21 protein-coding genes and 2 tRNA genes are annotated in these 25215 nt (G+C 33.1%); 17 read left to right on the top strand and 6 right to left on the bottom strand.

Going from position 1 to position 25215, the window contains the following annotated elements:
* Positions 1-93 precede the first annotated feature (93 nt).
* The 9 genes from FAF07_RS10205 (at position 94) to FAF07_RS10165 (ending at position 9018) form a co-directional block, all read left to right on the top strand.
* Positions 94-1356 (top strand): 3-deoxy-D-manno-octulosonic acid transferase, encoded by a 1263-nt coding sequence (locus FAF07_RS10205; RefSeq protein WP_246067682.1) that lies wholly within the window; start codon positions 94-96, stop codon positions 1354-1356.
* Positions 1357-1467: 111 nt separating this feature from the next.
* A complete protein-coding gene (locus FAF07_RS10200) occupies positions 1468-1716 on the top strand; it encodes a hypothetical protein (RefSeq protein WP_142785015.1) in 249 nt (82 codons plus the stop codon).
* Positions 1717-2202: 486 nt separating this feature from the next.
* Positions 2203-3525, top strand: coding sequence for a tyrosine-type recombinase/integrase (locus FAF07_RS10195; protein WP_185956417.1), 1323 nt, complete (start codon positions 2203-2205; stop codon positions 3523-3525).
* Positions 3526-3536: 11 nt separating this feature from the next.
* On the top strand, positions 3537-4196 hold the full coding sequence (locus FAF07_RS10190; protein ID WP_142785013.1) for a hypothetical protein: 660 nt from the start codon (positions 3537-3539) through the stop codon (positions 4194-4196).
* A 79-nt stretch (positions 4197-4275) separates the two neighbouring features.
* Positions 4276-4551 (top strand): helix-turn-helix domain-containing protein, encoded by a 276-nt coding sequence (locus FAF07_RS10185; protein WP_142785012.1) that lies wholly within the window; start codon positions 4276-4278, stop codon positions 4549-4551.
* Between the two features lie 8 nt (positions 4552-4559).
* A complete protein-coding gene (locus FAF07_RS10180) occupies positions 4560-4856 on the top strand; it encodes a hypothetical protein (RefSeq protein ID WP_142785011.1) in 297 nt (98 codons plus the stop codon).
* Between the two features lie 33 nt (positions 4857-4889).
* Positions 4890-5498 carry a hypothetical protein gene (locus FAF07_RS10175; protein WP_142785010.1) on the top strand — a complete coding sequence of 203 codons (609 nt, stop codon included), beginning with the start codon at positions 4890-4892 and terminating at the stop codon, positions 5496-5498.
* A gap of 186 nt (positions 5499-5684) precedes the next feature.
* Positions 5685-6842 carry a hypothetical protein gene (locus tag FAF07_RS10170; protein ID WP_142785009.1) on the top strand — a complete coding sequence of 386 codons (1158 nt, stop codon included), beginning with the start codon at positions 5685-5687 and terminating at the stop codon, positions 6840-6842.
* A gap of 328 nt (positions 6843-7170) precedes the next feature.
* Positions 7171-9018: a P-loop NTPase fold protein gene (locus FAF07_RS10165; protein ID WP_142785008.1), complete on the top strand. Its 1848-nt coding sequence runs from the start codon at positions 7171-7173 to the stop codon at positions 9016-9018.
* Between the two features lie 335 nt (positions 9019-9353).
* Here FAF07_RS10165 and FAF07_RS10160 read toward each other — a convergent pair whose 3' ends face one another.
* The 4 genes from FAF07_RS10160 to mutS form a co-directional block, all read right to left on the bottom strand.
* Positions 9354-10427, bottom strand: a complete 1074-nt coding sequence (locus FAF07_RS10160; RefSeq protein WP_142785007.1) for a hypothetical protein — start codon at positions 10425-10427, stop codon at positions 9354-9356.
* A gap of 159 nt (positions 10428-10586) precedes the next feature.
* Positions 10587-10670: transfer RNA gene (locus tag FAF07_RS10155), tRNA-Leu, on the bottom strand.
* Positions 10671-10692: 22 nt separating this feature from the next.
* Positions 10693-10764: transfer RNA gene (locus FAF07_RS10150), tRNA-Gly, on the bottom strand.
* 97 nt (positions 10765-10861) lie between these two features.
* The gene (mutS, locus tag FAF07_RS10145) at positions 10862-13474 is read right to left on the bottom strand and encodes a DNA mismatch repair protein MutS (RefSeq protein ID WP_142785006.1); all 2613 of its coding nucleotides are present in this window, start codon (positions 13472-13474) and stop codon (positions 10862-10864) included.
* A gap of 393 nt (positions 13475-13867) precedes the next feature.
* Between mutS and FAF07_RS10140 the strand changes: the two genes are divergently transcribed.
* The 3 genes from FAF07_RS10140 to FAF07_RS10130 all read left to right on the top strand — a co-directional run bounded on the left by FAF07_RS10140 (position 13868) and on the right by FAF07_RS10130 (position 16014).
* Positions 13868-14401 carry an RNA methyltransferase gene (locus tag FAF07_RS10140; RefSeq protein WP_142785005.1) on the top strand — a complete coding sequence of 178 codons (534 nt, stop codon included), beginning with the start codon at positions 13868-13870 and terminating at the stop codon, positions 14399-14401.
* Between the two features lie 47 nt (positions 14402-14448).
* On the top strand, positions 14449-15066 hold the full coding sequence (locus tag FAF07_RS10135; RefSeq protein WP_185956416.1) for a class I SAM-dependent methyltransferase: 618 nt from the start codon (positions 14449-14451) through the stop codon (positions 15064-15066).
* A 180-nt stretch (positions 15067-15246) separates the two neighbouring features.
* On the top strand, positions 15247-16014 hold the full coding sequence (locus FAF07_RS10130) for a hypothetical protein (RefSeq protein WP_142785003.1): 768 nt from the start codon (positions 15247-15249) through the stop codon (positions 16012-16014).
* 317 nt (positions 16015-16331) lie between these two features.
* On the opposite strand, the gene folK is transcribed toward FAF07_RS10130, so the two are convergent.
* On the bottom strand, positions 16332-17462 hold the full coding sequence (gene folK, locus FAF07_RS10125; protein WP_142785002.1) for a 2-amino-4-hydroxy-6-hydroxymethyldihydropteridine diphosphokinase: 1131 nt from the start codon (positions 17460-17462) through the stop codon (positions 16332-16334).
* Positions 17463-17603: 141 nt separating this feature from the next.
* Between folK and FAF07_RS10120 the strand changes: the two genes are divergently transcribed.
* The 4 genes from FAF07_RS10120 to rpsU all read left to right on the top strand — a co-directional run bounded on the left by FAF07_RS10120 (position 17604) and on the right by rpsU (position 22308).
* Positions 17604-18308, top strand: coding sequence for a queuosine precursor transporter (locus FAF07_RS10120; protein ID WP_142786591.1), 705 nt, complete (start codon positions 17604-17606; stop codon positions 18306-18308).
* A gap of 110 nt (positions 18309-18418) precedes the next feature.
* The gene (locus FAF07_RS10115) at positions 18419-21109 is read left to right on the top strand and encodes an AsmA-like C-terminal region-containing protein (protein ID WP_142785001.1); all 2691 of its coding nucleotides are present in this window, start codon (positions 18419-18421) and stop codon (positions 21107-21109) included.
* Between the two features lie 109 nt (positions 21110-21218).
* A complete protein-coding gene (locus FAF07_RS10110; protein ID WP_142785000.1) occupies positions 21219-22082 on the top strand; it encodes a sigma-70 family RNA polymerase sigma factor in 864 nt (287 codons plus the stop codon).
* A gap of 31 nt (positions 22083-22113) precedes the next feature.
* Positions 22114-22308, top strand: a complete 195-nt coding sequence (gene rpsU, locus FAF07_RS10105) for a 30S ribosomal protein S21 (protein WP_142784999.1) — start codon at positions 22114-22116, stop codon at positions 22306-22308.
* A 108-nt stretch (positions 22309-22416) separates the two neighbouring features.
* Here the strand turns inward: rpsU and FAF07_RS10100 are convergent, their stop codons facing one another.
* Positions 22417-23211, bottom strand: coding sequence for a DUF2797 domain-containing protein (locus FAF07_RS10100; RefSeq protein WP_142784998.1), 795 nt, complete (start codon positions 23209-23211; stop codon positions 22417-22419).
* Positions 23212-23253: 42 nt separating this feature from the next.
* On the opposite strand from FAF07_RS10100, the gene FAF07_RS10095 reads away from it, so the two are divergent.
* Complete coding sequence (locus tag FAF07_RS10095; RefSeq protein ID WP_142784997.1) at positions 23254-24768, top strand: GH3 auxin-responsive promoter family protein; 1515 nt, start codon at positions 23254-23256, stop codon at positions 24766-24768.
* Positions 24769-25215 lie beyond the last annotated feature (447 nt).

Genomic DNA, 25215 nt, shown 5'->3' with positions numbered 1-25215 from the left:
TAAAAATAAGGAAACTAACATACTAATCTAGACTTATCTAAATCACGAAATTACAAAATTAGGACAGCTTACCAATGGTTTTATTTTAAAGAAATGTATTTTAGCGCCAAAGAATTAGAATTGGGTATTTTATATAGTTTAGGAATTTTTATTGTCGATTTCATTCTGAAATGCATCGCACCATTTAATAACAAGATTAAACTTGGTGTCGATGGAAGACGCAATACCTTCAGCATATTAACCACCAATTTAACTCCTGAAAGCAAAACGCTTTGGTTTCATTGTGCATCTTTAGGTGAATACGAACAAGGGCTTCCGGTGTTTAAAGAATTAAGAAAGCACTATAAAGCTCACAAAATTGTTTTGAGTTTTTTTTCACCATCAGGTTATGCCATTCGAAAAAACTCACCAATCGCAGATGTGGTGGTTTATTTGCCTATTGATATGCTACGGAACGCAAAAAAATTTATCGATATTGTAAATCCAGAACTCAGCATATTCGTTAAATATGACATTTGGCCTAATTATTTGAAAGCATTAAAAAACAAGAATTTATCAGCTATATTAATTTCGGCTGCATTTAGAAAAAACCAATCGTACTTTAAATTTTATGGCAGTACTCTAAGAAAAGCCCTGTTTACTTTTGATCATATTTTTACTCAAAACGAAGCGTCTAAAGCCTTACTGGAGTCTATTGATTATACAAACGCCACGGTATCTGGTGATACACGGTTTGACCGTGTAACCAGTCAATTAGACCAAGACAATACACTAGCCTTTATTGAAACTTTTAAAAACAATCGATTATGTGTGGTTGCTGGTAGTACTTGGCCTGAAGACGAAACCTTATTTATTAATTATTTGAATCATGAAGCTTCGAAAGACCTCAAATTCATAATTGCACCGCACCAAATAAAAGCCTTACAAATACAACAGCTCAAAGAAAAAATCAAATCTAGCGGTGTACTTTTTTCTGAAATGGAAAATCAAGATTTAGCGTCTGCTCAAGTTTTTATTGTGGATACTATTGGCATACTTACCAAAATATATAGTTATGCCGATATGGCTTACGTTGGTGGCGCCATGGGAAATAGTGGGTTACACAACATACTGGAACCCGCAGTATTTGGTGTTCCAGTTATAATTGGTAATAATCATGATAAATTCCCAGAAGCCAGCGCATTAATCAAGCATGGTGGGATGGCATCTGTTTCAAATCAGGACGAGTTTAATAAAACATTAAAGGAATTAGTGATTAACGCTACAAAACGCACAGAAATGGGCCGTAAAAATGCCACTTATATTAAAAAAAACAAGGGTGCCGTCATCCATATTCTCGATTATCTACGTATATAACTTTAATACGCAAATTATGTTAAAAAAATTAATATAATTTTCGGTGGATTTATATAAAGTCACTAAATTCGTAATCAGTATTTTAAACAATTAACACTAAAACACAAACCAATGAAAAAAGTATTATTAAGCGGTGTATTATTAGTCGCATTAGGATTATCATTCACATCATGTAGAGAAACAAAAAACGATGCAGAAAATGCAGGTGAAGCTATTGAAAATGCAGCTGAAGAAACTGGAGAAGCAGTAGAAGGTGGTTTTGAAGCAGCTGGCGAAGCTATTGATAACGCTGTTGAAGAAACAGAAGAAGCAGCAGAAGCAGCAGAAGATGCTATTGATGAAGCTACTGATGATAACTAAGCATTAAATTATCATTTTATAAAAAACCCGTTCTTTTAAGAACGGGTTTTTTTATGACCAATTTTAACATAAAAACCCTTCACAAGAAATCATGTAAAGGCTTTGTACTGAAGACGGGAAGTGATTCCGTCGAGTCCCATATCAACATGTTGGGAAAAGCCAACCCAAAGAGTTGGATTGCTTTTCTGTTTTAAGAATGGCTGAGAACTTTACTCTCAAAGCCATTCTTAAAACAGAAAAGTCGAAACTTTCGTTTCGACTTTTCATCTGTACTGAAGACGGGACTTGAAACCATTCAATAAAGCATTTTTTCATCCTCAACAAAAACACACAAAACCCTTTAAACTCAACAAAAACAGTAAACAATCCTCATTAACAAATTATTGAATAAAGTATTATACTATTGAATATGGTTGACTAAATGTTAACTAGATGTTGACTAACTCCTATTTTTTGATTAGATTTGAACGTTCAAATATTCAATTTATGGCAACTATTAAATTTTTACTTCAAGGCAAGTCTATAAGCACTCCTATTTACCTAAGACTTTCATTAGGTCGAAATAATGTAATAAAAAGAAAAACTGGCTTAAATATCAACCCAAAGAATTGGAGTAATGATACTGGACTACCAAAACAAAACAATGCAGATAACAAAAACCTCCTTACTGAATTAAAAGATTTAGAAACTGCAATACTCAAAAAACTTAATGAAGCTAATACTAAAGGAAATGAAATAAGTGGGGATTGGCTGTTACACCAAATCGATTTACATTTTGAAAGAATTAATGAAACAGAACAAAGCGAATTACTAACCGATGCTATACAAAGTATTATTGATGAAGTTGATACAAGAAAAAACGCTAAAGGCGGTATTGGCTTATCAAAAAGTAGAAAAAACGCTTATTCGTCATTAAAAAAAATGATAATAGAATATCAAAAAACGAACAGATTTAAGGTTAAAGACGTAAATATAAAATTCGCAAAAGACTTTCTAAATTATCTACTAAAAACAAAAGGCTATCAAAAAAGTTATGCTCTAAAAAAAATAGCAGATTTAAAAACGGTTTGCCATGATGCTGAACTAAACGGTATTGAAACAAACATACAGTTCAAAAAAATTGATAGCACTAAATCCAAAAATGAAAACATACTTTATTTAACACCTACTGAACTTAACTCCATTAAAAAGACTAATCTACTTAATGAAGCGCATAAAAATGCTAGGAAATGGCTTTTATTAGGCTGCAATATTGGTCAAAGAGGTGGCGATTTACTAAACCTCAACAAAAACAGTTTTGTAACTCGAAACGGCTTAAATGTAATAGAACTAAAACAACAAAAAACAGGAAAGAATGTAACTATTCCTGTCTTGGAAACCACAAAGGATATTATCAAAAGTGGTTTGCCTTATAAAATATCAATTCAGAAATTCAATAAGCATATAAAAGAAATTTGCAAACTTGCTGAAATTGATGAAATGATACAAGGCAGTAAAATAACCGTAACCGAAAAAGGCAAAGGCAACAAACAAAAACGTAAAATTAACGGTACATATAAAAAATGGGAATTGATGTCTTCACACGTTTGCCGTCGTTCTTTTGCAACTAATTTATACGGAACACTTCCGACACCTTTAATTATGCAAATAACTGCTCATTCATCAGAAAAAATGCTACTAAATTATATTGGCAAAAACTCGTTAGATTATGCTCAACAAATTGCAGACTTTTACACATTGCAAGCCTTAAAAGAAAAAAAAGAGAGCCACTTAAGTATAATAGACAAAAAGGTTTCTAATCAAAACTAAAAACATTTCAAATGAATAAAGTTAAAGATTTTTATAAAGAAATTGACAATTGGTTAGAAGATAAAAAGACCCGTAATCTTAACCAAATTGAAGAAACAAAAACTTATTTATTAAATCTTCCAATTCAATTAAATGTTAAATATAAAGAACACCTTAACTCTTTAGTGCCATTAAGAATATCTTCTTTGGAAACATCTGTTTATCAACTTGCTTATGCCAAAATAGCTATAAAACAGTTTTTAAACTCTAGTGATTATAATAAGGAAGCATCAACTTTTTTCCATTGCGCAAATGAATTGGATGCACTCGATAAGTTTTTTTGGAAACAATTGAGAAAGTTAGACAAAGAAATAGCAACTAATGAAAGGTTAATAAACACAAACCCATTCCCAAAGATTTTTACAGGTAATAATGAAAAAGCATACGAATTATGGGATAAAATTTATAATGAAAACCCTAGCAATGCAAGGTTCTTAAGTTTTATGTTTCATAAAATGAAAGATGACAAATATATTGATTGCTCAAACAAAGACTTTACCGCTTGGCTAAACCAAGAATATGAAAAACTAATTCAAATAAAATCTAAATATGTAGCAGAAACTAAAACTGTTGAGAATCGAAATAAACGCTATATAGATTTAAAAGATTCTATTTACAGACAAAAAAGTTAGCACGTACTTAAAATAATACCTTTTTGGATTAAATAAAATACACTTCTCAAAGAAATATTTGCCATAAATACAATTAGAAATGGCAAATATTCAATTCATTCAAGTTACCCCTGATGAACTTACAGAGGTTATAGTTAAGGGCGTTAAACACCAATTAGACGAACTTAAAAAAGAGTTCCAACCAAAGCAACCCACGGAATACCTTACTCGAAATGAGGTCGCAAAAATGCTATCTATTGATTTATCCACAGTTCACAATTGGTGTAAATCAAAAAAACTAAAGCCTTTAGGTATTGGGAATAGAGTATATTTTCGTAGAGTAGATGTAGAAGCTGCATTAGTTGAACTTAAATAACTAAAGCTATGCAGGTTCAATCAACGCAAAGCGCACATCTTATAAATGCGCTAAAATATTGCTTTCACAGCAAGCCAATACCAGCAAGGTTAATAATTAAACTGTCTGAAAAACTAAAGGTTAACCCAGAGTTATTAGCAGAACAATTATTGGACCAGGTAAAACAGCTTCCTGATGAAAATTCAGATTCCAGAAAGACAATCGAATTTCTCAATTCAGCACTATCACAATCATTTCCTATTTCAAACAAATTAAAAGAACGCATAGCCTTAAAAATGAAGGTTTCTGCTTCAGGAATTCATTAAATAAAATTAAACCAATAAATAAAATCAGTAATCATGAGTAAAAATCTAGCAACAAAATTCACTCCAAAATTTTTATACTGCGATGGAGATTTCATCAAAAAAAATCGCAAATACAACGAAGAAAAGATACCTTTTTTAAATGAATGCTTAATCGAGGTTCAAAAGCTATTCGATAAAGAATTAACCATTATAGAGAAAACCGAAATTCTACAATTTGGCTGGAAAAAGGTTACTGAAATGCTACGCAAAGATTCACAATTCCCAAATGCAAAAATACAGACCTTACTAGAACTTTTAGGCAAAGATGGCTCTTTGGCAGAAAAAACTCTAATTGAACACTCTTCAAAATTTCTTGATAATATCTTCATAATTAAAAAAACAGGTGTAGAGTTGAGCGATAAATATCTTAAGGATTTAGACGATAAGGGAACTTATTACACTACCAGTAAAGCTCAAAATCAGAAATTGGATATTATTACTAGAATAACTAATGATTTAAATGAAGCTATTGACAATGAGGTAATTTATAAAAATCAGATAAAAGATATTATAAAAAGTACAAATAAACTTTTAAGCTATGGTATAACCCCTTTGGACAATGAGGGTTTTCGACCTAATTATGAAAAAATAAGAAGACTATAAGTTTTGTTCTAGTTATTTATTATTGGATTAAGCACGATTTAGAAGTCGTGCTTTTTTCTACAATAAAACAAAAAAGAGAACCTTTTAAAGCCCTCTATTTTTTTGTTCAAATGTTAGTTTCAAACCTAGCAACAAGTTTCAAACCATTCCAAAACTACAAAAAATCTCTTTGCTATCATAGACGGTGTGAAAATACTATGTATTGGTACTACTCCCCATGATTGGGAGCATAACCCATTGCTACAATTTCAATCGAAGCTAAATGAAAATACAGGAGAAATAAGTGAGGCCAAATACGCCTTTTACAAGGGATTGTTTTTTAAAATAGTACCATCTACCGTTTCAAAGCACCATCATTTAATTATTCGTGGCTCATTAGCCAAATATTACAATAATGGAGAGCATAATGCATTTGACTTTGATATGAATATGCTTAAAGAAACTGTTAAAGAACTTCAAAACACATTTAAAGTTAATCCTAATAAAGCCATCTTACAAAACTTTGAATTAGGTGCTAATATAAAACCTGACAAACCCATTAAATCAATAATTAGAGGGATTAGAGCCTATCAAAATAGTTCTTTTGGGCAATTAAAAACCGAAGAAATATTTGATGGCAAACAACTCAAAAGACAGGAGTACAACGTTAAAGTTTATGATAAAGGTATTGCAACACCTAAAGACACTGAAAGCCTTTTAAGAATAGAGTTAGCTATCAAAAGCACTAAACTAGGCAGAAAACATAATATTAAAGTTTTAGCAGATATACTAAAACCTGAAAACCTAAACAGTATTAAACTATTATTGATTAGTGTGTGGCGTGATATGATATTTTATGATAAAGGCGCAAAACTTCGTAAAATGACACCTCGACAACGCCAAAAATGGCTTTTCCTATGTGATGCCACTAATTGGGAAACCTTTTCAAGAGCGCAACGATTCAAAGCAAAAAAAACATTTCATGAATTAAAGCATGAGTTTTGCACCTCTAATACCCAGGCAGACGTATTACAATTATTAGTACAAAAGCTAGAAGTTTTATCAGCTAATAACCGTCTTATAAATGGTAACGCATTACGGAACTTTTCAGAAAGTAAAAGTGAACGCTTTACGCATTTAGATAAAGACGTAAAACGTTACCTTTCTGATGATGTTAAAATACACAAAGAAATTGTCCCTAAAAAAGTGCCTATTAAACGACGTAAATGCGTGGTTTGTAAAACTAGCATCACAAAGAAAAGAGCCGGCACAAAGTACTGCAGTAAGTCATGTAATAATAGAAACAATTACGAAGCCCGGAAGAAGAAGTTAAAGAGAAACAAAAAAGGTACTGTAAAACTTTAGGCTTACCAATGGAATACGTTGCGCACTCCATTTTATTTTTGCATTACCCTTTTTTGACCAACTGTAACGCTAAGTGTAACACTGTAACGTTACACTTAAAAAAGCCGTTATTTTTAACAAAAGCCATCGTTTTCATTGTTTCTTTTCAATAACATTCGATTTATTTGAATCATGATGATTAAACAACCTAAAAACCAATAAAAATAATCTATCATTAGCGTTACACTGTAACCTTTTGTAACCAAAGTGTAACTACCAATAACCATTTCACTTTTTATTGATGTTATTTCGCACAGTTAAACTATTTTTATGTTCAAATCATTATGCAATGGAATCAAAAAAAATAGAATCAATATTTAAGGACTATCTAAATAAAAAACTAACCACTTATGCTTTGCTAATTAGTGGAAAATGGGGAAGCGGTAAAACTTATTTATGGAAAAATGTACTTGAAAAAAAGGCTACAGAATTAGGATTTAGACCAATTTATATTTCTCTTAATGGTATTGAAAGTATCAAAGATGCTGAAAGTCTTTTATTTAGTAGCATATTACCCATTTCGGATAAACTGCAGAATAAAGAAATTAAAAACACTATCAAGTTGTTACGAAATACAGCTAACGTTGTTGGTAAAATTTTTGCACGGGGAACACAATTAATCGACTTCACAAAAGGTATAAAAATCAATCTCGACGTGTCAAAAGTTGTATTGTGTTTCGATGATTTAGAAAGGTGCGCTGTAGCTCCTGAAAAAATTCTAGGTTTGATAAATGAATATACCGAACATAAAAATGCAAAAGTAATTATCTTTTCCGCAGAAGAAGAAATCAATAAGGAAAGTGACTATAACAGAATAAAGGAAAAAGTTATAGGTAGAATATTAAATTATACTGCTAATTATAATGAGCTATTTAATAGTTATATAAAAAATATTACTGATACAGAATTTCACGAATTTCTAGCTAGTAAGGAAAAAATCGTTATTCACTTCTTTAGAAGCCATAACATTGAAAATTTAAGGACTTTCGGATTCTATTTGGAGAATTTAAGTCAGCTGTATAACTACTATAAAGATGAAAACGATAGGGAAATTGATAGAATGCTTTTCTTCACCGCAATAATCAGTAATGAATTTAAAAATGGTGAATTAACAATTTCCAATTTAAAAGACAAGCAAGGTATTGATAATTTTTTGTTATTTATTGACCTAGATGATGATGACAAAATAGGCACACCGATAATTAAATCGAAAACAAAAGAGGAAAAAGAAAAAAGCTATAGAGATAAGTTTGCAGATAAATATTTAAGCAGTCAAAACGAAAAAGATATATATATATTTTCAGATTCTATTTATGAGTTTGTTTTAACAGGATTTCTTGATGTAGAAAAATTAAAAAATGAAATTAACTCCAGAAATGGAAAAATCAATAATACTGAAGAATATGAAGCGTTCAATACTCTTATGGGATATAACTTTAGAATTCTTGAAAATAATGAGCTAGACACTGCTCTTTCTAAAATTTTGAACTTCGCAGAACAAGGAAAATATACCATGTACTCTTACGAGACAATTTACAACAACCTTAAATATCATAGAGAAATTGGGTCTTTAAACATTACAGAAGAAGATTTGGTTTCTCTATTAACAAAAGGGTTGGATATTTCAAAACATACTTCTGAAATAAATACTAGTCAAATTGCTAACATTCTACATTTTAAAAAAGAAGAAGATTTAAATATTATCGAAAAGAAAATTCTTGAATTCCATAATGAAAAAAGAAGCAATGAGAAAAGTACGAAAGCGAATAAAATCTTTGAAGCAATAGATAAGGAATTGGTTGAATTCGATGATTTTTTTAGCGAAATATTGAGTTCTGAAAATAGTTTTTTCGAGTTTATTGACCCAAACGATTTTTTTGAAAAATTAAAAGGGTTAAAAAACAAAAACCTACTAGTATTTAGTAACTCCCTTTTTGATAGATATAAAGTTTATCATTTTGAATTTCCTGAAAACGAATTACCCTTTTTTACTACTCTACAGGAACTTATTACGGCTTACTGTAATGATAACGAATTGAAACACCCAAAAAAGATTATTATGACGGAACTTTTAGCTCGTATAGATGTTGTCATCAATGGTTTTAATGAAATTATTGAAAGAAAAAGAGAGCGATAACAACGTTAGAATTAATCTTTTTGCATTTTTAATATTTTAGTTAATACATCTTTAAAAAGGACAGAAATAAAAAGAATTTTTATCAAAAAAATTAAACTAGATTTAGCCTATCTTATCAGCACTTAAATATTAAATCATAAAAAAAATACTACGTAAAATATTAAATCGTTATATTATTAATATATTTACTGCCTAGAATGGAAAAGTTATTTATACTATATTATATCAGTATCTTTTTAGTCGAGTTTATGCTTTTCTATGTCCCATTATACCTAATATCATACGAGGTTTTTCATATAGAAAAAAAGATAGAAGACAAAAAATTAGTTTGGATTCTAATCATTAGCACTATTATTCTTTCCATTATCAGCTTCCCCATTTTCTATAGAATCATTAGCAACATCATTATTTAACTCATCATCCTTTTCATCAACCACTTTTACCTTTAAATTCTTCATACTATTTTTAAAGATTTCATATTCCATTTTTCTCTTTTGACTCGCATCTTTGAAATCAGAAATACTTTTTAATAGCCCATCGCCAGTCTTAAATTCAATCTTTTGTCCAGCAACTTCTGCCTTAAATTCATTATCATTTGATAGCAGAATGAGACTTGCAATACCAAATACACCACCATAAACAGCTGCTTTTAATGCTAATTTCCCTTTAGATTGTAATTTAATTTTTATTGTTAAATCTTCAACATCTATACCTTCTTCGGCACAAAATTCTTTGTAAAAAAACGTAATACTAGATAAAAAATCTTTAAGGTCAAAAGCGTTAATATCTTCATCCTGATTAACCTTGATGACAAGGTGCATTTTATCTTCTTTAATGTAAATACTCGAAATATGACCTTCAATTCCTTCTGAATATTTATTAACAAGTGTTATTGCTTGGTGGGTTGAAGTCATTCCTCTTAAATCAGCCCTTACGTCATGGCGACTGATTAATTTTTCCCATCTAACATCCCTTCTCTTGTCAGGGAATTTTTCATATTTCTTATTATGAAAAAAAGTAAGGTCTTCATTAACTTGATAAACTTCACTTTCTATTACACCAATATGAAAATAAGAGGAATTTTTATTTGGCACTATTACTAAATCCCCCTTTTTTGCTTTGTGTTGAAAATTTATTAGCTGGTTCGCCCATTTGGTAGCTTCGCCATCTTTATATGCAGTATTTTTTTCAATAAAATTTCTTATCCGATTATATGATTTGTTATCATCATCAGCTTCCTTATATTCATTTAGATACTCAAATGGCACTTCATTTAAACCAATTCCAACATATTTTCTTTGTACGAAATCTTGAAACATTTGACCGCCATACGACCTTATAAACCAATAATTTCTATCTGCATCAACCAATCTGACGTTCTCAATTGCCTTTTGTACTTCTATATTCATATAATGTTATTTAAATAAATATAATAATATAAACACAAAACAGTAAGAAAAGACTACGTAATAAAAATAAATTTTGAAGATTATTGACTAGATGTTGACTATTTATTAAACAAGAAAACCGCAAACAATTGATTAATAATCGTTTACGGTTTTTCTAAGTACTGAAGACGGGACTTGAACCCGTACGTCCTAATGGACATTGGATTTTAAGTCCAACGTGTCTACCAATTCCACCACTTCAGCTTGGTATGTTTTAAAGTATCAGAGCGAAAGACGGGATTTGAACCCGCGACCCCCACCTTGGCAAGGTGATGCTCTACCCCTGAGCTACTTTCGCAGTTTATAATGAACGTACAATATCGCTATTGCGGATGCAAATTTAAAATATTTCTACTAAAACCAAAGGCTTTTTTACAAAATAATACATTTAATTTTTATGCTCTTTTTTTCTTGACTAACATCCGCTTTATTTCATTCAATTTCATAAGCGCTTCAACCGGCGTAAGTGTATCAATATCAATATGTAAAATCTCTTCTTTTATATTTTCAAGCAACGGATCGTCTAAATTGAAAAAACTTAATTGCATCTCATCTTTAATTGATTTGACCCCATCTGTCAGCGCTTCACTAGAATGTGATTGCTCTAATTTCTTCAAAATAGCGTTAGCACGATGTAAAACTTGTTGAGGCATCCCCGCCATTTTAGCGACATGAATTCCAAAACTGTGCGCACTTCCGCCCTCAACCAATTTTCTTAAAAAAAGCACGTTATCTTTTAATTCCTTCACCGAAACATTAAAGTTTTTAATGCGATTAAAGGTTTCAGTCATTTCATTAAGCTCGTGATAATGCGTTGCAAAAAGTGTTTTTGGCTTTGCAGGGTGCTCATGTAAATATTCACTAATGGCCCAAGCAATGGAAATACCGTCATACGTACTTGTGCCTCGACCAATTTCATCAAGCAATACTAAACTTCTATCTGAAATATTATTCAAGATAGACGCTGTTTCATTCATTTCTACCATAAAGGTAGATTCCCCCATAGAAATATTATCACTGGCTCCGACTCGCGTAAAAATTTTATCTACCAAACCAATTCTCGCAGACTTGGCCGGCACAAAACTTCCCACTTGAGCCAGTAACACGATTAAAGCCGTTTGACGTAAAATAGCCGATTTACCAGACATGTTGGGTCCCGTAATCATGATGATTTGCTGGGTTGCTCGATCTAAATACACATCATTAGCAATATACGGCTCCCCAATAGGCAATTGTTTTTCGATAACGGGGTGGCGCCCGTTTTTAATATCTAATTTATGCGACTCGTCAATAAGCGGATAGACATAATTATTATCCTTTGCCAATTGTGCAAACCCACACAAACAATCTAATTGCCCAATTAAATAGGCGTTTTGCTGCACAGGTTTTATATATTGATGAAGCCACATCACCAACTCAGAAAACAGCTGCTGCTCAATGGCTTGAATACGGTCTTCAGCTCCTAAAATTTTGGCTTCGTATTCTTTAAGTTCTTCTGTAATGTAGCGCTCCGCATTTACCAAAGTTTGCTTTCTAATCCACTCTTCGGGCACTTTATCTTTATGGGTGTTACGTACTTCAATATAATATCCAAATACATTGTTGGATGCTATTTTAAGTGATGTAATCCCAGTGCGCTCACTTTCACGTTCGAGCATCCCATTTAGATAGTCTTTACCTGATTTGGACAAGCCTCTTAATTCATCTAATTCTGAAGAAAACCCAGCCACAATCGTATGCCCTTTTAATACGTTTACAGGCGCATCTTCATTAAGGGTTTCTTTAATTTTTTCACGGAGCACATCGCAACCCTGCAATTTGTCTCCAATAATTTTAAGGGATTCATTAGTACATTGAGTTGCCAATCCTTTTATGGGCACAATGGCTTCTAAGGAATTTTTAAGCTGAATCACTTCTCGCGGATTCACCTTTGCAGTGGCTACTTTAGAAATTAAACGCTCTAAATCGCCTATATGCTTTACATGATTTTGAATCTTTTGAAGCGTGGTGTTTTCACCTGTTAAAAAATCAACCACCTCATGACGCTCTTTTATTTTTTCAACGTTTTTTAAAGGCAATGCTAACCAGCGTTTTAACATCCTTCCGCCCATAGGCGAAATAGTTTTATCGATGACGTTTAATAGCGTTACCGCATTTTGATTGGTTGAATTGTAAAGCTCTAAATTCCTGATAGTAAACTTATCCATCCACACATAGGCATCTTCTGCGATTCTAGAAATAGATGTAATATGCTGCAACTTATGATGCTGGGTTTCGCCTAAATAATGCAAGATAGAGCCCGATGCAATAATGCCTTCATATAAATCTTCAATACCAAAGCCTTTTAATGTTTTTGTGTCGAAATGTTTTACTAAAGTCTCGTAGGCATAATCTGTTTGATACACCCAGTCTTCCATATAAAAGGTATGGAAATCGCTCCCAAAGGTCTCATTAAATGTGGTACGCTTTTGTTTTGATACTAATACTTCACTCGGATTAAAATTTTGAAGCAGTTTATCAATATATTCTGCGTTTCCTTGAGAGGTTAAAAATTCGCCCGTTGAAATGTCTAAAAACGAAATGCCAATATATTTTTTATCAAAATAGACGGAGCATAAAAAATTATTGGATTTTGATGTTAAAACCTCATCATTAAAAGCCACACCAGGGGTTACCAATTCAGTTACGCCACGTTTTACAATGGTTTTGGTTAGTTTTGGATCTTCAAGTTGGTCGCAAATAGCCACACGCTCACCTGCTTTGACCAATTTTGGCAAATAGGTGTTTAAGGAATGGTGTGGAAATCCTGCCAATTCAATTTCACTTTCGCTACCCGCGCCCCGTTTGGTTAAAATAATCCCTAAAATACCTGCTGTTTTAATAGCATCGGCACCAAAGGTCTCGTAGAAATCACCTACACGAAACAACAGCAGCGCATCAGGGTACTTGACCTTGATGGCATTATATTGTTTCATTAAAGGCGTTACTTTTTTTGTTTTTTTAGCCAATGAGAATGTGGATTTATTTAATGTTGAACTGGTTTAAACTTTTTGAATGGGCTGCAAAATGTTATTTTTCAATCACCTATTGTCTTTTTATTACTCCGTAGCGATGCTATGCAGTTCAAAAAAGCCTTCAATTGAGCAAAAAATCATTATTTTTCGCTTCAATAAAAAAAGTTTAAACTAGTTCATTATTTTTGTCAAAATTGTAGCATGCAATGTACCATAAATTTCATGTTTTATGAAGTTGATTTTTTAGAAGTTATCTACAATAGTATATAGATTTCAACAATGCAAACGTCATTTCTGAGGAAGAAGGACAAAAGTAATCTGTTTAATTGGAGCTAAAAACGAACAGATTGGTTCACTACGTTCGCAATGACGAAAACAAGAAACAATATGCGCAAACTAAAAAACAGCGAATTAGATAGATTAAGTGTTGATGGCTTTAAAGAAGCTAAAAAAACACCCATCATTATTATATTGGATAATATTAGGAGTTTAAATAATATTGGTTCGGTTTTTAGAACCAGTGATGCCTTTCTTATTGAAAAAATTTACCTCTGTGGCATTACGGCAACGCCACCGCACAAGGATATTCATAAAACCGCTTTGGGAAGTACCGATACTGTAAACTGGGAGCACGTTGAAAACACATTAGACCTTATTAAAAAACTAAAAGCTGATGACGTAAAAATCTGCGCTATTGAACAAGCTGAAAACGCCACCATGCTAAACGACTTCAAACCTAAACAACAAACAACTTACGCATTAGTATTTGGAAATGAAGTAAAAGGTGTGTCGCAAGATGTCGTAAATGCCAGTGATGTGGTGATTGAAATCCCGCAATTTGGCACCAAACATTCGTTGAATATCTCGGTGAGTTGCGGGGTAGTCGTTTGGGATGTGTTTAATAAGCTATCTGAATTCTGAAATAGGTGAGAAAAACTCCGAAGAAACCCTGGCCTACCAAAGCTGTGATGTACCAGATTTACGACATGCATCTTTGGGGTGGTGCAGCATTCGATTTTTATTCTGGGGTTGGATCCCACGACCCAAAAATCACCATACCATATCTACAAACTATAAAGGCCTTTTTAGAATCTCACAATAAATCCTTAGTCGTTTGCGATTTAGGCTGTGGCGATTTTAATATTGGAAAACATCTTACCAAACACTCCAAAAAATATATGGCTATGGATATTGTTGAAAACCTTATTGATAGGAACAAAACATTATACAAGGAACACAACTTAGAATTCCATTGCATAGATATTATAGAAGATGACCTTCCGCCAGCAGACTGCATTATATTAAGACAGGTGTTACAACATTTGTCTAATACGGACATAGAAAAAGTAACTAAGAAATTAGCCGCTTATAAATACATCATCCTAACCGAACACATTCCTTTGGGCAATTTTGAACCAAATAAAGACATAATTTCTGGCCAAGGCATTAGATTAAAACAAAACAGTGGGGTTAATATATTAGAACCGCCTTTTAATTTAAAAATTAAAGACCAAACACAATTGGGAGAGCATATTTTGGAAGACGGAAAAGGGCGTCTTGTGACGACGTTATTTAGGATGTTTTAATGTGTATCGTTTTATTATTATTAAGAAGGTATGGATGACAAATTTGTTTTTTTGAAAGTTTTTACAGATTATTTAACTTGATTCTAAACTTATAAAATTCTAACTTTGCTTATCAAACGATTTCAAATCATGATCGTTGGCTTTAATGCACGAAAAAATAGACTAAACAGACAAATTATTATGAAAAATATTTTTTTATCAACCTTTACAATATTTTTAATTTTAACTTCTTGTTCTTCTGATGATAATGAAGGAAGTATAATTGTTGTTCCTAAATTATTAACAAATACTACTTCTACATATAATGGAGAAAATAGTGTTGGCTATGAATTTGTTTATAATGAGGCAAAGAAATTAATTAAACAAAAAAGAACAGATGCATTAAACAATGAAGACGAATATGTTTATAATAATGAAAATGTTGTTCGGATTAATAGATCTTATGATGATAACGCTATAGTATCAATAGCATATACATTACTTGAATACGATGGTGAAAATAAAATTAAAAGGCTAACACAATACGACACCGATGACAATATAAGATATGATTTCTTATATACTTATAGTTCTGAAAATATACTTTTAACAAGAAATATTATTGGTATAGTTAATAATTCTAACCGGTTTTATGATTACGAATACAATGCTACTGAAAACTCTCTAAAAAGAACACAAAGGACGGTATCAGATGCATTTGAAATATATACATTTGACAATAAAAAGTCTCCATATACAAATATCCCTTACATTTTAAAAGAACTTACGGCTGCTGGTATGTCATTAAATGTTAATAATATTAGTAAAATCGAATATTATGAAAGTGGTGTCATTACAAGAACAATAAATTACTTAAATGATTATGATAACGATGACTTTTTAATTAAATCAACTTATACAGACATTAATAATAATACAAGAACATATACTTACATTTACAATAAATAAGATATAAAAAAAACATATTGAAAAATAGGCTTATTTATGATTTTTTTCTATCAAAGGAAATATACACAAATATTAAATTCTTAGAAAAGAATATCAAACCAGTTTCAATTTGAATTAGATATATAAATTGGGAATTTAAAATGAATTATTAAAAGGTAAAAGCACTAAAAGCCAAAACAGTATATAAAAAATTGCTAGTTTTAGCCTAACCAATGTAAGTTGCTTTGTTTGCTTGCATCCGATTTTCCTTCGGAAAATCCTCGCACACAAAACCGCACTATTCAAGATATACATAAACGATAAGCACAACCCAAAAATCACTCCCCACAAATCTCTCCCAAAACCCATAAATAATCTGCGCGATTATCTACAAAATCCCTGTCAGAGATATCAATAATTTTGACGTTAAAATCAGTTTGGGTTTTTAAAAACCCTAAATACCCTGTATTTATTTTTTCTAAATACTCATCGGCAATATTTTGTTCGTAATCGCGCCCACGTTTTTTTATATTTTCTTGAAGTTTTGTGGTATTTTGGTAGAGATATACATATAAATCTGGAGTACGCAAATCTTTATACATTTGGTAAAATAACTTGCGGTACAAATTAAACTCATCAGCAGACAAGGTGACTTTAGAAAAAATAAGCGATTTAAACACATCATAATCGCTTACAATAAAGTCTTTAAACAAATCCAATTGTGCTAAATCATCCGAAATTTGTTGATAACGATCTGCCAAAAACGACATTTCCAATGGAAACGCATACCGTTGGGCATCCTCATAAAACTTAGGCAAAAACGGATTGTCTGCAAAGCGTTCTAAAATGAGTTTGGCATTAAAGTCATGCGCAATTTTTGTAGCTAAACTGGTTTTTCCAGCACCAATATTCCCCTCAATGGCGATGTAACTGTATTTAGAAAAATCGCAGGACTTACTTGGGTTTTTTAGCCAAATATTTAAAGGTTCTAAAACCGAAGAATCATTACAATTTTCTAACAATGCCACCATGTCCTGCTTTAATACGGGGTGCTCCACTTTGGGCGCAATATCCTGTAGCGGCTGCAACACAAACCTACGCTTATGCATTTCAGGATGCGGAATTTGAAGGGGTGCTGTATCTATAATGGTATCTTCAGCTAAAAGTATATCCAAATCAATGGTTCTAGCCTCATAGGTATTATGGTATGTTCGGGTGCGTCCCATTTTAATTTCGATGTCCAAAAGTGTTTTTAAAAGCTGCTCAGGCTCTAAATGACTTTCAATACGAATACAGGCGTTATAAAAATCATCGCCCTTAAATCCGACTGCGGGGGCTTTATACACTCTCGAAATCGAGGTTATAGTACCCACATCTTGATGCAAGACCTCTAAGGCCTGCTGCAAGTTTTTAAATTTATCGCCTTTATTACTGCCTAAGGCAATGTGGAAAATTTTTGGGTGCATCATAAGTGAAAGCAAAATAATGAAAAGTAAATGGTTTACTTTATATTTACAACAAGCTATTTATTCACAATTTTAGTTCTTCATACTGTTTTAACTGGAACCGTGATACATATGCTGCCATTATTTAAATCTTTTACCGCCTCTATGACCATTAAAGACCAACTTGTTGCCCAACGTATCTATCTACTTTTGGGCTCGTTATTTATTACCTCCTTAGTGGTTTCTAATTTAATATTTCAAAAATTCTTTTACTGGTATCCTTTAGACATCGAATTGTTTGGGACGAAGCTTTTTGAACTTTCCGTGGGCATCTTGCCCTACCCCATTACCTTTTTAATTACAGATTTAATCAGCGAGATTTACGGTAAAAAACGCGCGAACCAAGTAGTGGTTGCTGGTATTTTTGCATCGCTTTTTTCATTATTGATTATTTCTGTATCAAATGCAGTACCCGCAACAGCATGGTCTCCCGTAACCGACAGCATGTTCTCTACCGTTTTTGGCAATACCATGCTTGCTGTTTTTGCCAGTATGATGGCCTATTTGTTTGCGCAGTTTGTCGATATTCAAATTTATCATTTCTGGAAACGACTTACCAAAGGCAAACACTTGTGGTTGCGCAATAACTTTTCAACCTTTTTATCTCAGTTTGTAGATACCTTTACCGTGCTCATTTTGTTGTGCGCCTTCAGCATTATAGCTTGGGATAAATTTTTAGGCCTGCTAATCGCTGGTTTTTTATTCAAAGTGCTTATTGCGGCCTGTGATACGCCATTTTTATACTTGGGGGTTTATCTATTCAGAAAACGGTTCAAACTAGCTATTAACGAAGAAATTGAGCTCATTTAGTTAAAGTATTCATAATGAGGCAATAAATAAATGTTATGAGTCATTCACTTTAAAGAATATTCATTTACTTAGACTTCGATTGTTCCACACATTTTAGCATAAAAATTCTCATGAAAAAAACATTAAAAATAACAAGCATCAGTATACTAATTATCATGGCGCTGTTATTGGTTATTCCGTTTGCGTTTCAAGGTCAAATTAAAACCATGGTCAAAAACTTTATAAACAATAACCTGAATGCGAACGTGGAGTTTAGCGATGTGAACTTAAGTTTTTTTAGGGATTTCCCAAACGCCCATATTAATGTGAGTAATTTGGTGATTACCAATTTTGAACCCTTTAAAGATGAAACATTAGCGACGGCTAAAGATATTGCCTTTAGCATGCCCGTAAAAGAGCTTTTTAAAACCAGTAGTGGCGACCCTATTGTTGTCAATGCCATTGAAATTAACGAGGCACTGCTAACGCTAAAAACCAATAAATTTGGCAACGATAACTATGACATCCTTATTGAAAAGGAAAATGCAGCGACCGACAGTACGTACTTTTCATTCGATTTAAAAAATTACGAGATCAACAAAAGCGCACTAACTTATATTGATGAAGCCTCAGACATTATAGTGCATATTTCAGAATTAAATCATCAAGGAAAAGGCCTCTTTTCTGCAAACCAGTCAGAATTACAGACCACTAGCGACGCCCACCTCAGTATTACCATAGACAGTACTAATTATTTAGATAATAATGCCGTTAAACTTGATGCGCTCATAGGATTGGATTTAACCAATTATAAGTATACCTTTAAAGAAAATAAAGGTTACATCAATCAATTACCTTTAGAGTTTACAGGCTATGTTCAAATGTTGGATGATGGTCAAGACATTGACATTTCGTTTGAAAATCCTTCGTCATCCTTTAAACATTTTTTGGCTGTTATTCCTGAAGCCTATTCAAAAAATATAGAAAACGTAGAGACCAGTGGCGATTTTAAAATTAAAGGTCTTATAAAAGGCCAGATGACCAATAACACGATTCCTACCTTAGATATCAACGTGACTTCAAATAATGCCTCATTTAAATACCCAGACCTTCCGAAACGTGTCGATAATATTTCTATAAACATGGGCATTAAAAACACAACAGGAAATGCCGATGACACCTATATAGATATTGAAACCTTAAATTTTAAAATTGATGAGGACGTTTTCAAATCGTCTGCTACATTGAGAAATTTAACAAAAAATATGCTGGTGGATGCGACGGTTGACGGCACATTGAATTTGGCCAATCTGAGCCAAGCCTACCCAATTGATTTAGAACAAAACTTGACAGGGATTTTAAAAGGAAAAATAAATACGGCTTTTGATATGAATGCCATTGAAACCAATGCCTATTCAAGAATTAAAAGTGATGGTTATGCCAACGTGAGTAATGTTACATTTGCTAACGACGCATTTAATATGCCGATGCAAATTTCTGAAGCGAATATGACTTTAAACGCAGGTAATGTCAATTTAAAATCCTTTAAAGCTAAAACCGGTGAAAGTGACATTAGCGCTACCGGAACCATTACAAACCTACTTGGCTTTATGTTTAGCGATAATACGCTAAAAGGTAATTTCACATTGAATTCTAACGTCTTTAAGGTGAGTGATTTTATGACAGAAGAAGAAGCTACTGGCGAAAACAAAGCAACTAATAAGACCTCGGAATCGCTTAAAATTCCAGCATTTCTGGATTGCACAGTGAGCGCCTATGCCAATACTGTAATTTATGATGATCTTAAATTGCAGGATGTTAAAGGCGTAATTTCCATTAAAGATGAACAAGTGGCACTCCGCGACGTCACCTCTAGCTTGTTTGACGGGACCTTAGCACTTGCGGGAGACGTTATCGCCAATAATGATGTTTCAAAGTTTAATTTAAACCTGGTCGCCGATCAATTTGATATTTCAAAATCGTTCAATGAATTGGAACTGCTTCAAAATTTGGCTCCCGTGGCTAGAATTCTTCAAGGAAAATTAAATACGAGCATTGGGCTTTCGGGTAATTTAAATGATGATTTTTCTTTAGATCTCAGTTCAGTGTCCGGAAAAGCCTTAGCCGAATTATTGACCACCAGTATTAGTGCCAATCAGAGTAAGGTGCTAAGTAAATTGGGTGGCGCTTTAAGCTTTATAGACTTTGATAGGTTGGATTTAAAGGATTTAAAAACACAATTGGAATTTTCTAACGGACAAGTAAGCGTTAAACCCTTTCAGTTTAAATATAAGGATATCGTTATTGATGTTTTTGGAACCCATGGTTTTGATAAGACCATGAACTATAATGCTGTATTTAATATTCCTGCGTCCTACTTGGGAAGTGAAGTGAACAGACTTATTGGTAAAATTGATACGGAAGAAGCAAATACCATTTCCATACCTGTGACGGCGATTATCTCTGGTACTTATAATAATCCCAATGTATCAACAGATTTAACCAGCGGGGTCGCTAATCTTACCAAGCAACTTATTGAAATCGAAAAACAAAAATTGATAGATCAAGGTAAAGATAAAGTGAAGGGCATGCTTGGTGATATTATTTCAGGTAATAAAAATAAAAGTGATTCTATTATGGATAAGGAAAAGCAGAATCCCATAAAAGAGGTTTTTGTGGATATTCTTAAAGGCAATAAGGCTCAGACAGATTCTACCCAAGTTAAAAAAGCAGATACCACAAGCGCTTCTACCCAAGAAGGTTTAAGAAAGGTTTTGGGTGCTTTAATTAGAAATAGAGCGAAAAAAGACACGATTAATTAAATAATTGTTCTTTTTTTCGTGTTTGGTAAAAATAATAACTAATTTATTAGGTTTTTGCAATAAAAACGTTAAGTTATGGATGTTCAACAATAAATCTTAAATATACTACATGCGCCAATTAAAAATTACGAAACAAGTTACCAATAGAGAATCCAAATCATTAGACAAATACCTCCAAGACATAAGTAGAATACCCTTAATAACGGCCAGCGAAGAAGTCGAATTGGCACAACGGATAAGAGAAGGAGACCAACAAGCTTTAGATAAACTTACCACCTCCAATTTACGTTTCGTAGTTTCTGTAGCAAAACAATATCAAAACCAAGGCTTAAAACTGCCAGATTTAATTAACGAAGGCAACGCTGGCTTAGTAAAAGCTGCGAAACGCTTTGATGAAACCAGAGGATTTAAATTTATATCCTATGCTGTTTGGTGGATTAGACAAGCAATTTTACAGGCACTTGCTGAACAATCTCGAATAGTTAGATTACCTTTGAACAAAATTGGTTCTATTAATAAAATTAATAAGGCCTATTCGTTCTTAGAGCAGACGCATGAAAGACCACCAAGTGCACAGGAAATTGCTAACAATTTAGACCTTAGTTTAAAGGAAGTTAAGCAATCTATGCGCATTTCGGGACGACACGTGTCCATGGACGCACCTTTTAAAGAAGGAGAAACGTCTAATTTATATGATGTTGTAAAGTCTAGTGAATCGCCCCGTCCAGATAAAGACCTTATGCAAGAATCGTTAAACGTAGAAGTTAACAGAGCATTAGACACCTTATCTGAAAAGGAAGCGGATGTATTAAAGTGGTATTACGGCATAAATAGAAAACGCCCGATGAGCCTGGAAGCGATTAGTGAAAATTTCGATTTGACTAGAGAGCGTGTAAGACAAATTAAAGAAAAAGCATTACGGCGCTTACGTCATACCTCAAAAAGTAAAGTATTACAAACTTATTTAGGATAGTCCTAAATATTTGACACTATAAAAAAGAACTATGATTAAAATTATTATAAAAGACGGCGAAAATATAGACCGTGCTTTAAAACGTTACAAACGTAAACACCGTAACGTAAAAATTATGCAAAACATAAGAGAATCTCAATTTTTCACAAAGCCGTCTATAAAAAGACGTAGAGAAATTCAGAAAGCTGAATATATTCAAAATATAAGAGATCAAGAAGATATTTAAATTGAACTCAAATTAGAGAAGTGGTTTAAACATTTTGCAGCCAATTGAAAAAAGTTTAAACCACTTCAGAATAAATCCCAATCTATATGGTTATAGATTGGGATTTTTTTATGTTATGGAAATATCGACGACCAAACCTTCGTTGGCGCGAATATTAAAAACCGTATTGTCTTCAAAAATAAGATACTGTCCTTTAATACCTGTCAGTTTTCCAGTGTAGTTCAACTCCTTTTTCAGGTTCAGACTTTTGGGTTTTTCTGGATACTTATGCACGGGGAATTCTAGATGCGTTTCTGAATTGTTCGCAATAAAGTAGACTTTAGCCTCATCAGGGATATAGGGCATTAAACGCTCGCGCCATACTACCAAATCTTCGTCAGCAATATCATTTTTAAGCATGGTACGCCAATTGGTTTTATCGGCAACATGATCCTTTAGAGCCAATTCAGTAATACCCGCTAAATACCGATTTGGCACTTCAACAATTTCAATAGCCTCATGTGCCCCTTGGTCAATCCAACGTGTTGGGATTTGGCTTTTTCTGGTCACGCCCACTTTCACATTGCTGGAATTTGCTAAATACACGATATGCGGTTGCAATTGCACTTTCTTTTCATAGTCCAGATCACGATCCTCTTTGTCTAGATGTGCCGTGCTTAATTCAGGTCGCATGATCCAATCGGCAGCCTGAGGGATTTCAAAAAAACAACTTTTGCAAAACCCTTGTCTGTAAATAGGTTTGTCCAATCCGCAGTTTAAACATTGAAATTTAACAAACCGAATACTGACCGTTTTATCCAGTAACTGATTCATATTCAGAAAATCATTTTCAAATACTAAATAGTATTGAATGGGCTGCGAAAACTCGGTTTGCATTTTTGTTAAAACACCATGGTAGGTCATAAAAAAAAGTATTATTTTTAAGCTCTTAAATATAAAATAAATATGCCAATTCCCTTAGTAAATTCTATTGCTTCTTGGTTTTTAAAAAAGCGATTTCACCAAATTGAATTGTTTTTAAAATACCCCAATGAAGTGCAGAACGAACTGCTTTTCAGCTTAATAGATTTTGCTAAGGACACTCAGGTTGGCAAGCAGTATGACTTTGCTTCGATAAAAACATACAAAACATTTTCGGAACGTATCCCCATTAGAAACTACGAAGAGCATCAGGACATGATTGAACGCTCCCGTAAAGGTGAAAATAATATTTTTTGGCCCACACCCATTAAGTGGTTTGCAAAATCCAGTGGTACCACCAGATCAAAGAGTAAATTTATTCCCGTGAGTGCAGAATCACTTGAAGACTGTCATTACGCTGCTGGAAAAGATTTGTTATGTATGTACCTCAATAATAATCCAGAATCTCAGTTATTTAATGGTAAAAGTTTACGTTTAGGAGGTAGTAAAGAACTCTACAAGGAGAATGGTACCGTATTTGGTGATTTATCTGCTATTCTAATCGATAATATGCCCTTTTGGGCCGAGTTTAGTAGCACGCCCAGTAACAAGGTGTCCTTAATGAGCGATTGGGAATTTAAAATGCAGGCCATTGTTGACGAAACCATCAATGAAAATGTCACCAGCCTTACGGGTGTCCCCTCATGGATGCTCGTACTCCTTAATAATGTATTGGAAACTACGGGTAAAACTAGTTTACATGATGTCTGGCCTAATTTAGAAGTCTATTTTCATGGCGGTGTCAGCTTTACGCCTTATGTGGATCAATACAAAAAAATCCTCCCAGCAAAAGATTTTAAGTACTATGAAATTTTTAATGCTTCGGAAGGTTTTTTTGCGATTCAAGATCAAAATGATTCAGATGAATTATTACTGATGCTGGACTACGGCATTTTCTATGAGTTTATCCCTATGAAAGTTTACGATACGCCAGAGGAAAAAGCCATCCCGCTAAGTGCTGTGGAACTTCATGAAAACTATGCCATTATTATTACCACAAATAGCGGCCTATGGCGTTATAAGGTTGGCGATACCGTCAGGTTTACATCGATAAGCCCTTATAGAGTTAAAGTTTCTGGTAGAACCAAATCCCATATCAATGTGTTTGGCGAGGAACTCATCATTGAAAATGCCGAAGATGCTTTGAAAAAAGTATGTCATCGCACCAATTCAGAAATTGTAGATTATACTGCCGCACCTATTTATATGAAGGACAAAGAAAAAGGGGCTCATGAATGGTTGATAGAATTTAAAACCCCTCCTCAGGATTTAAATTATTTTAATGAATTATTCGACAATGCTTTAAAATCTCTCAATTCTGATTATGAGGCTAAACGCTATAATAATATGACGCTTAACAAACCAAAAATTCATGTGGCTCGCCAACATTTATTTTACGATTGGCTTAAATCTAACAATAAATTAGGTGGGCAGCATAAAGTACCAAGGCTGTCTAACTCCCGCAGTTACTTAGAATCACTACTAAAACTTAACTCCTAGTCTAAGTAAAGCGACACCTCTTAAACAACACGAAAACAAAGACTTGACGAATTTAACGACTATTGAAGAAATTTTTCAACACTCTAGACACCTTCTATATTTATCTCATAATTAATCCTAACCCGCTTTTAAATGAGATGCGGGTATAGCATCTCTAACTTAGCACTATCTCAAAAACGTGCTGCGTCTGCCGTACACTATTTAATTAACAATGGCTGCTAAGGACAGGTTCAAAAACACAGGCCATGGTGAATCAAAGTCTTAGCAGATTGCAAGACGACCTGTTCTGATGACGATTTACAAGCTAATAGACGTGTGGAGTTTGTTATAGAAGATTGATTTAATATCGACCAAATACGTTGATAAAAGTTTTTAAACGAGTATTTCAACCGAGTGGTCTAAAATAGAAATAAACGCTTTGTGAGTTGATTAATTAGGTATACTTTT

Source organism: Changchengzhania lutea, assembly GCF_006974145.1.
Taxonomy (GTDB): Bacteria; Bacteroidota; Bacteroidia; order Flavobacteriales; family Flavobacteriaceae; genus Changchengzhania; species Changchengzhania lutea.
Note: the sequence above shows the minus strand (reverse complement) of the source record. Positions and strands in the feature narration are given on the sequence as shown.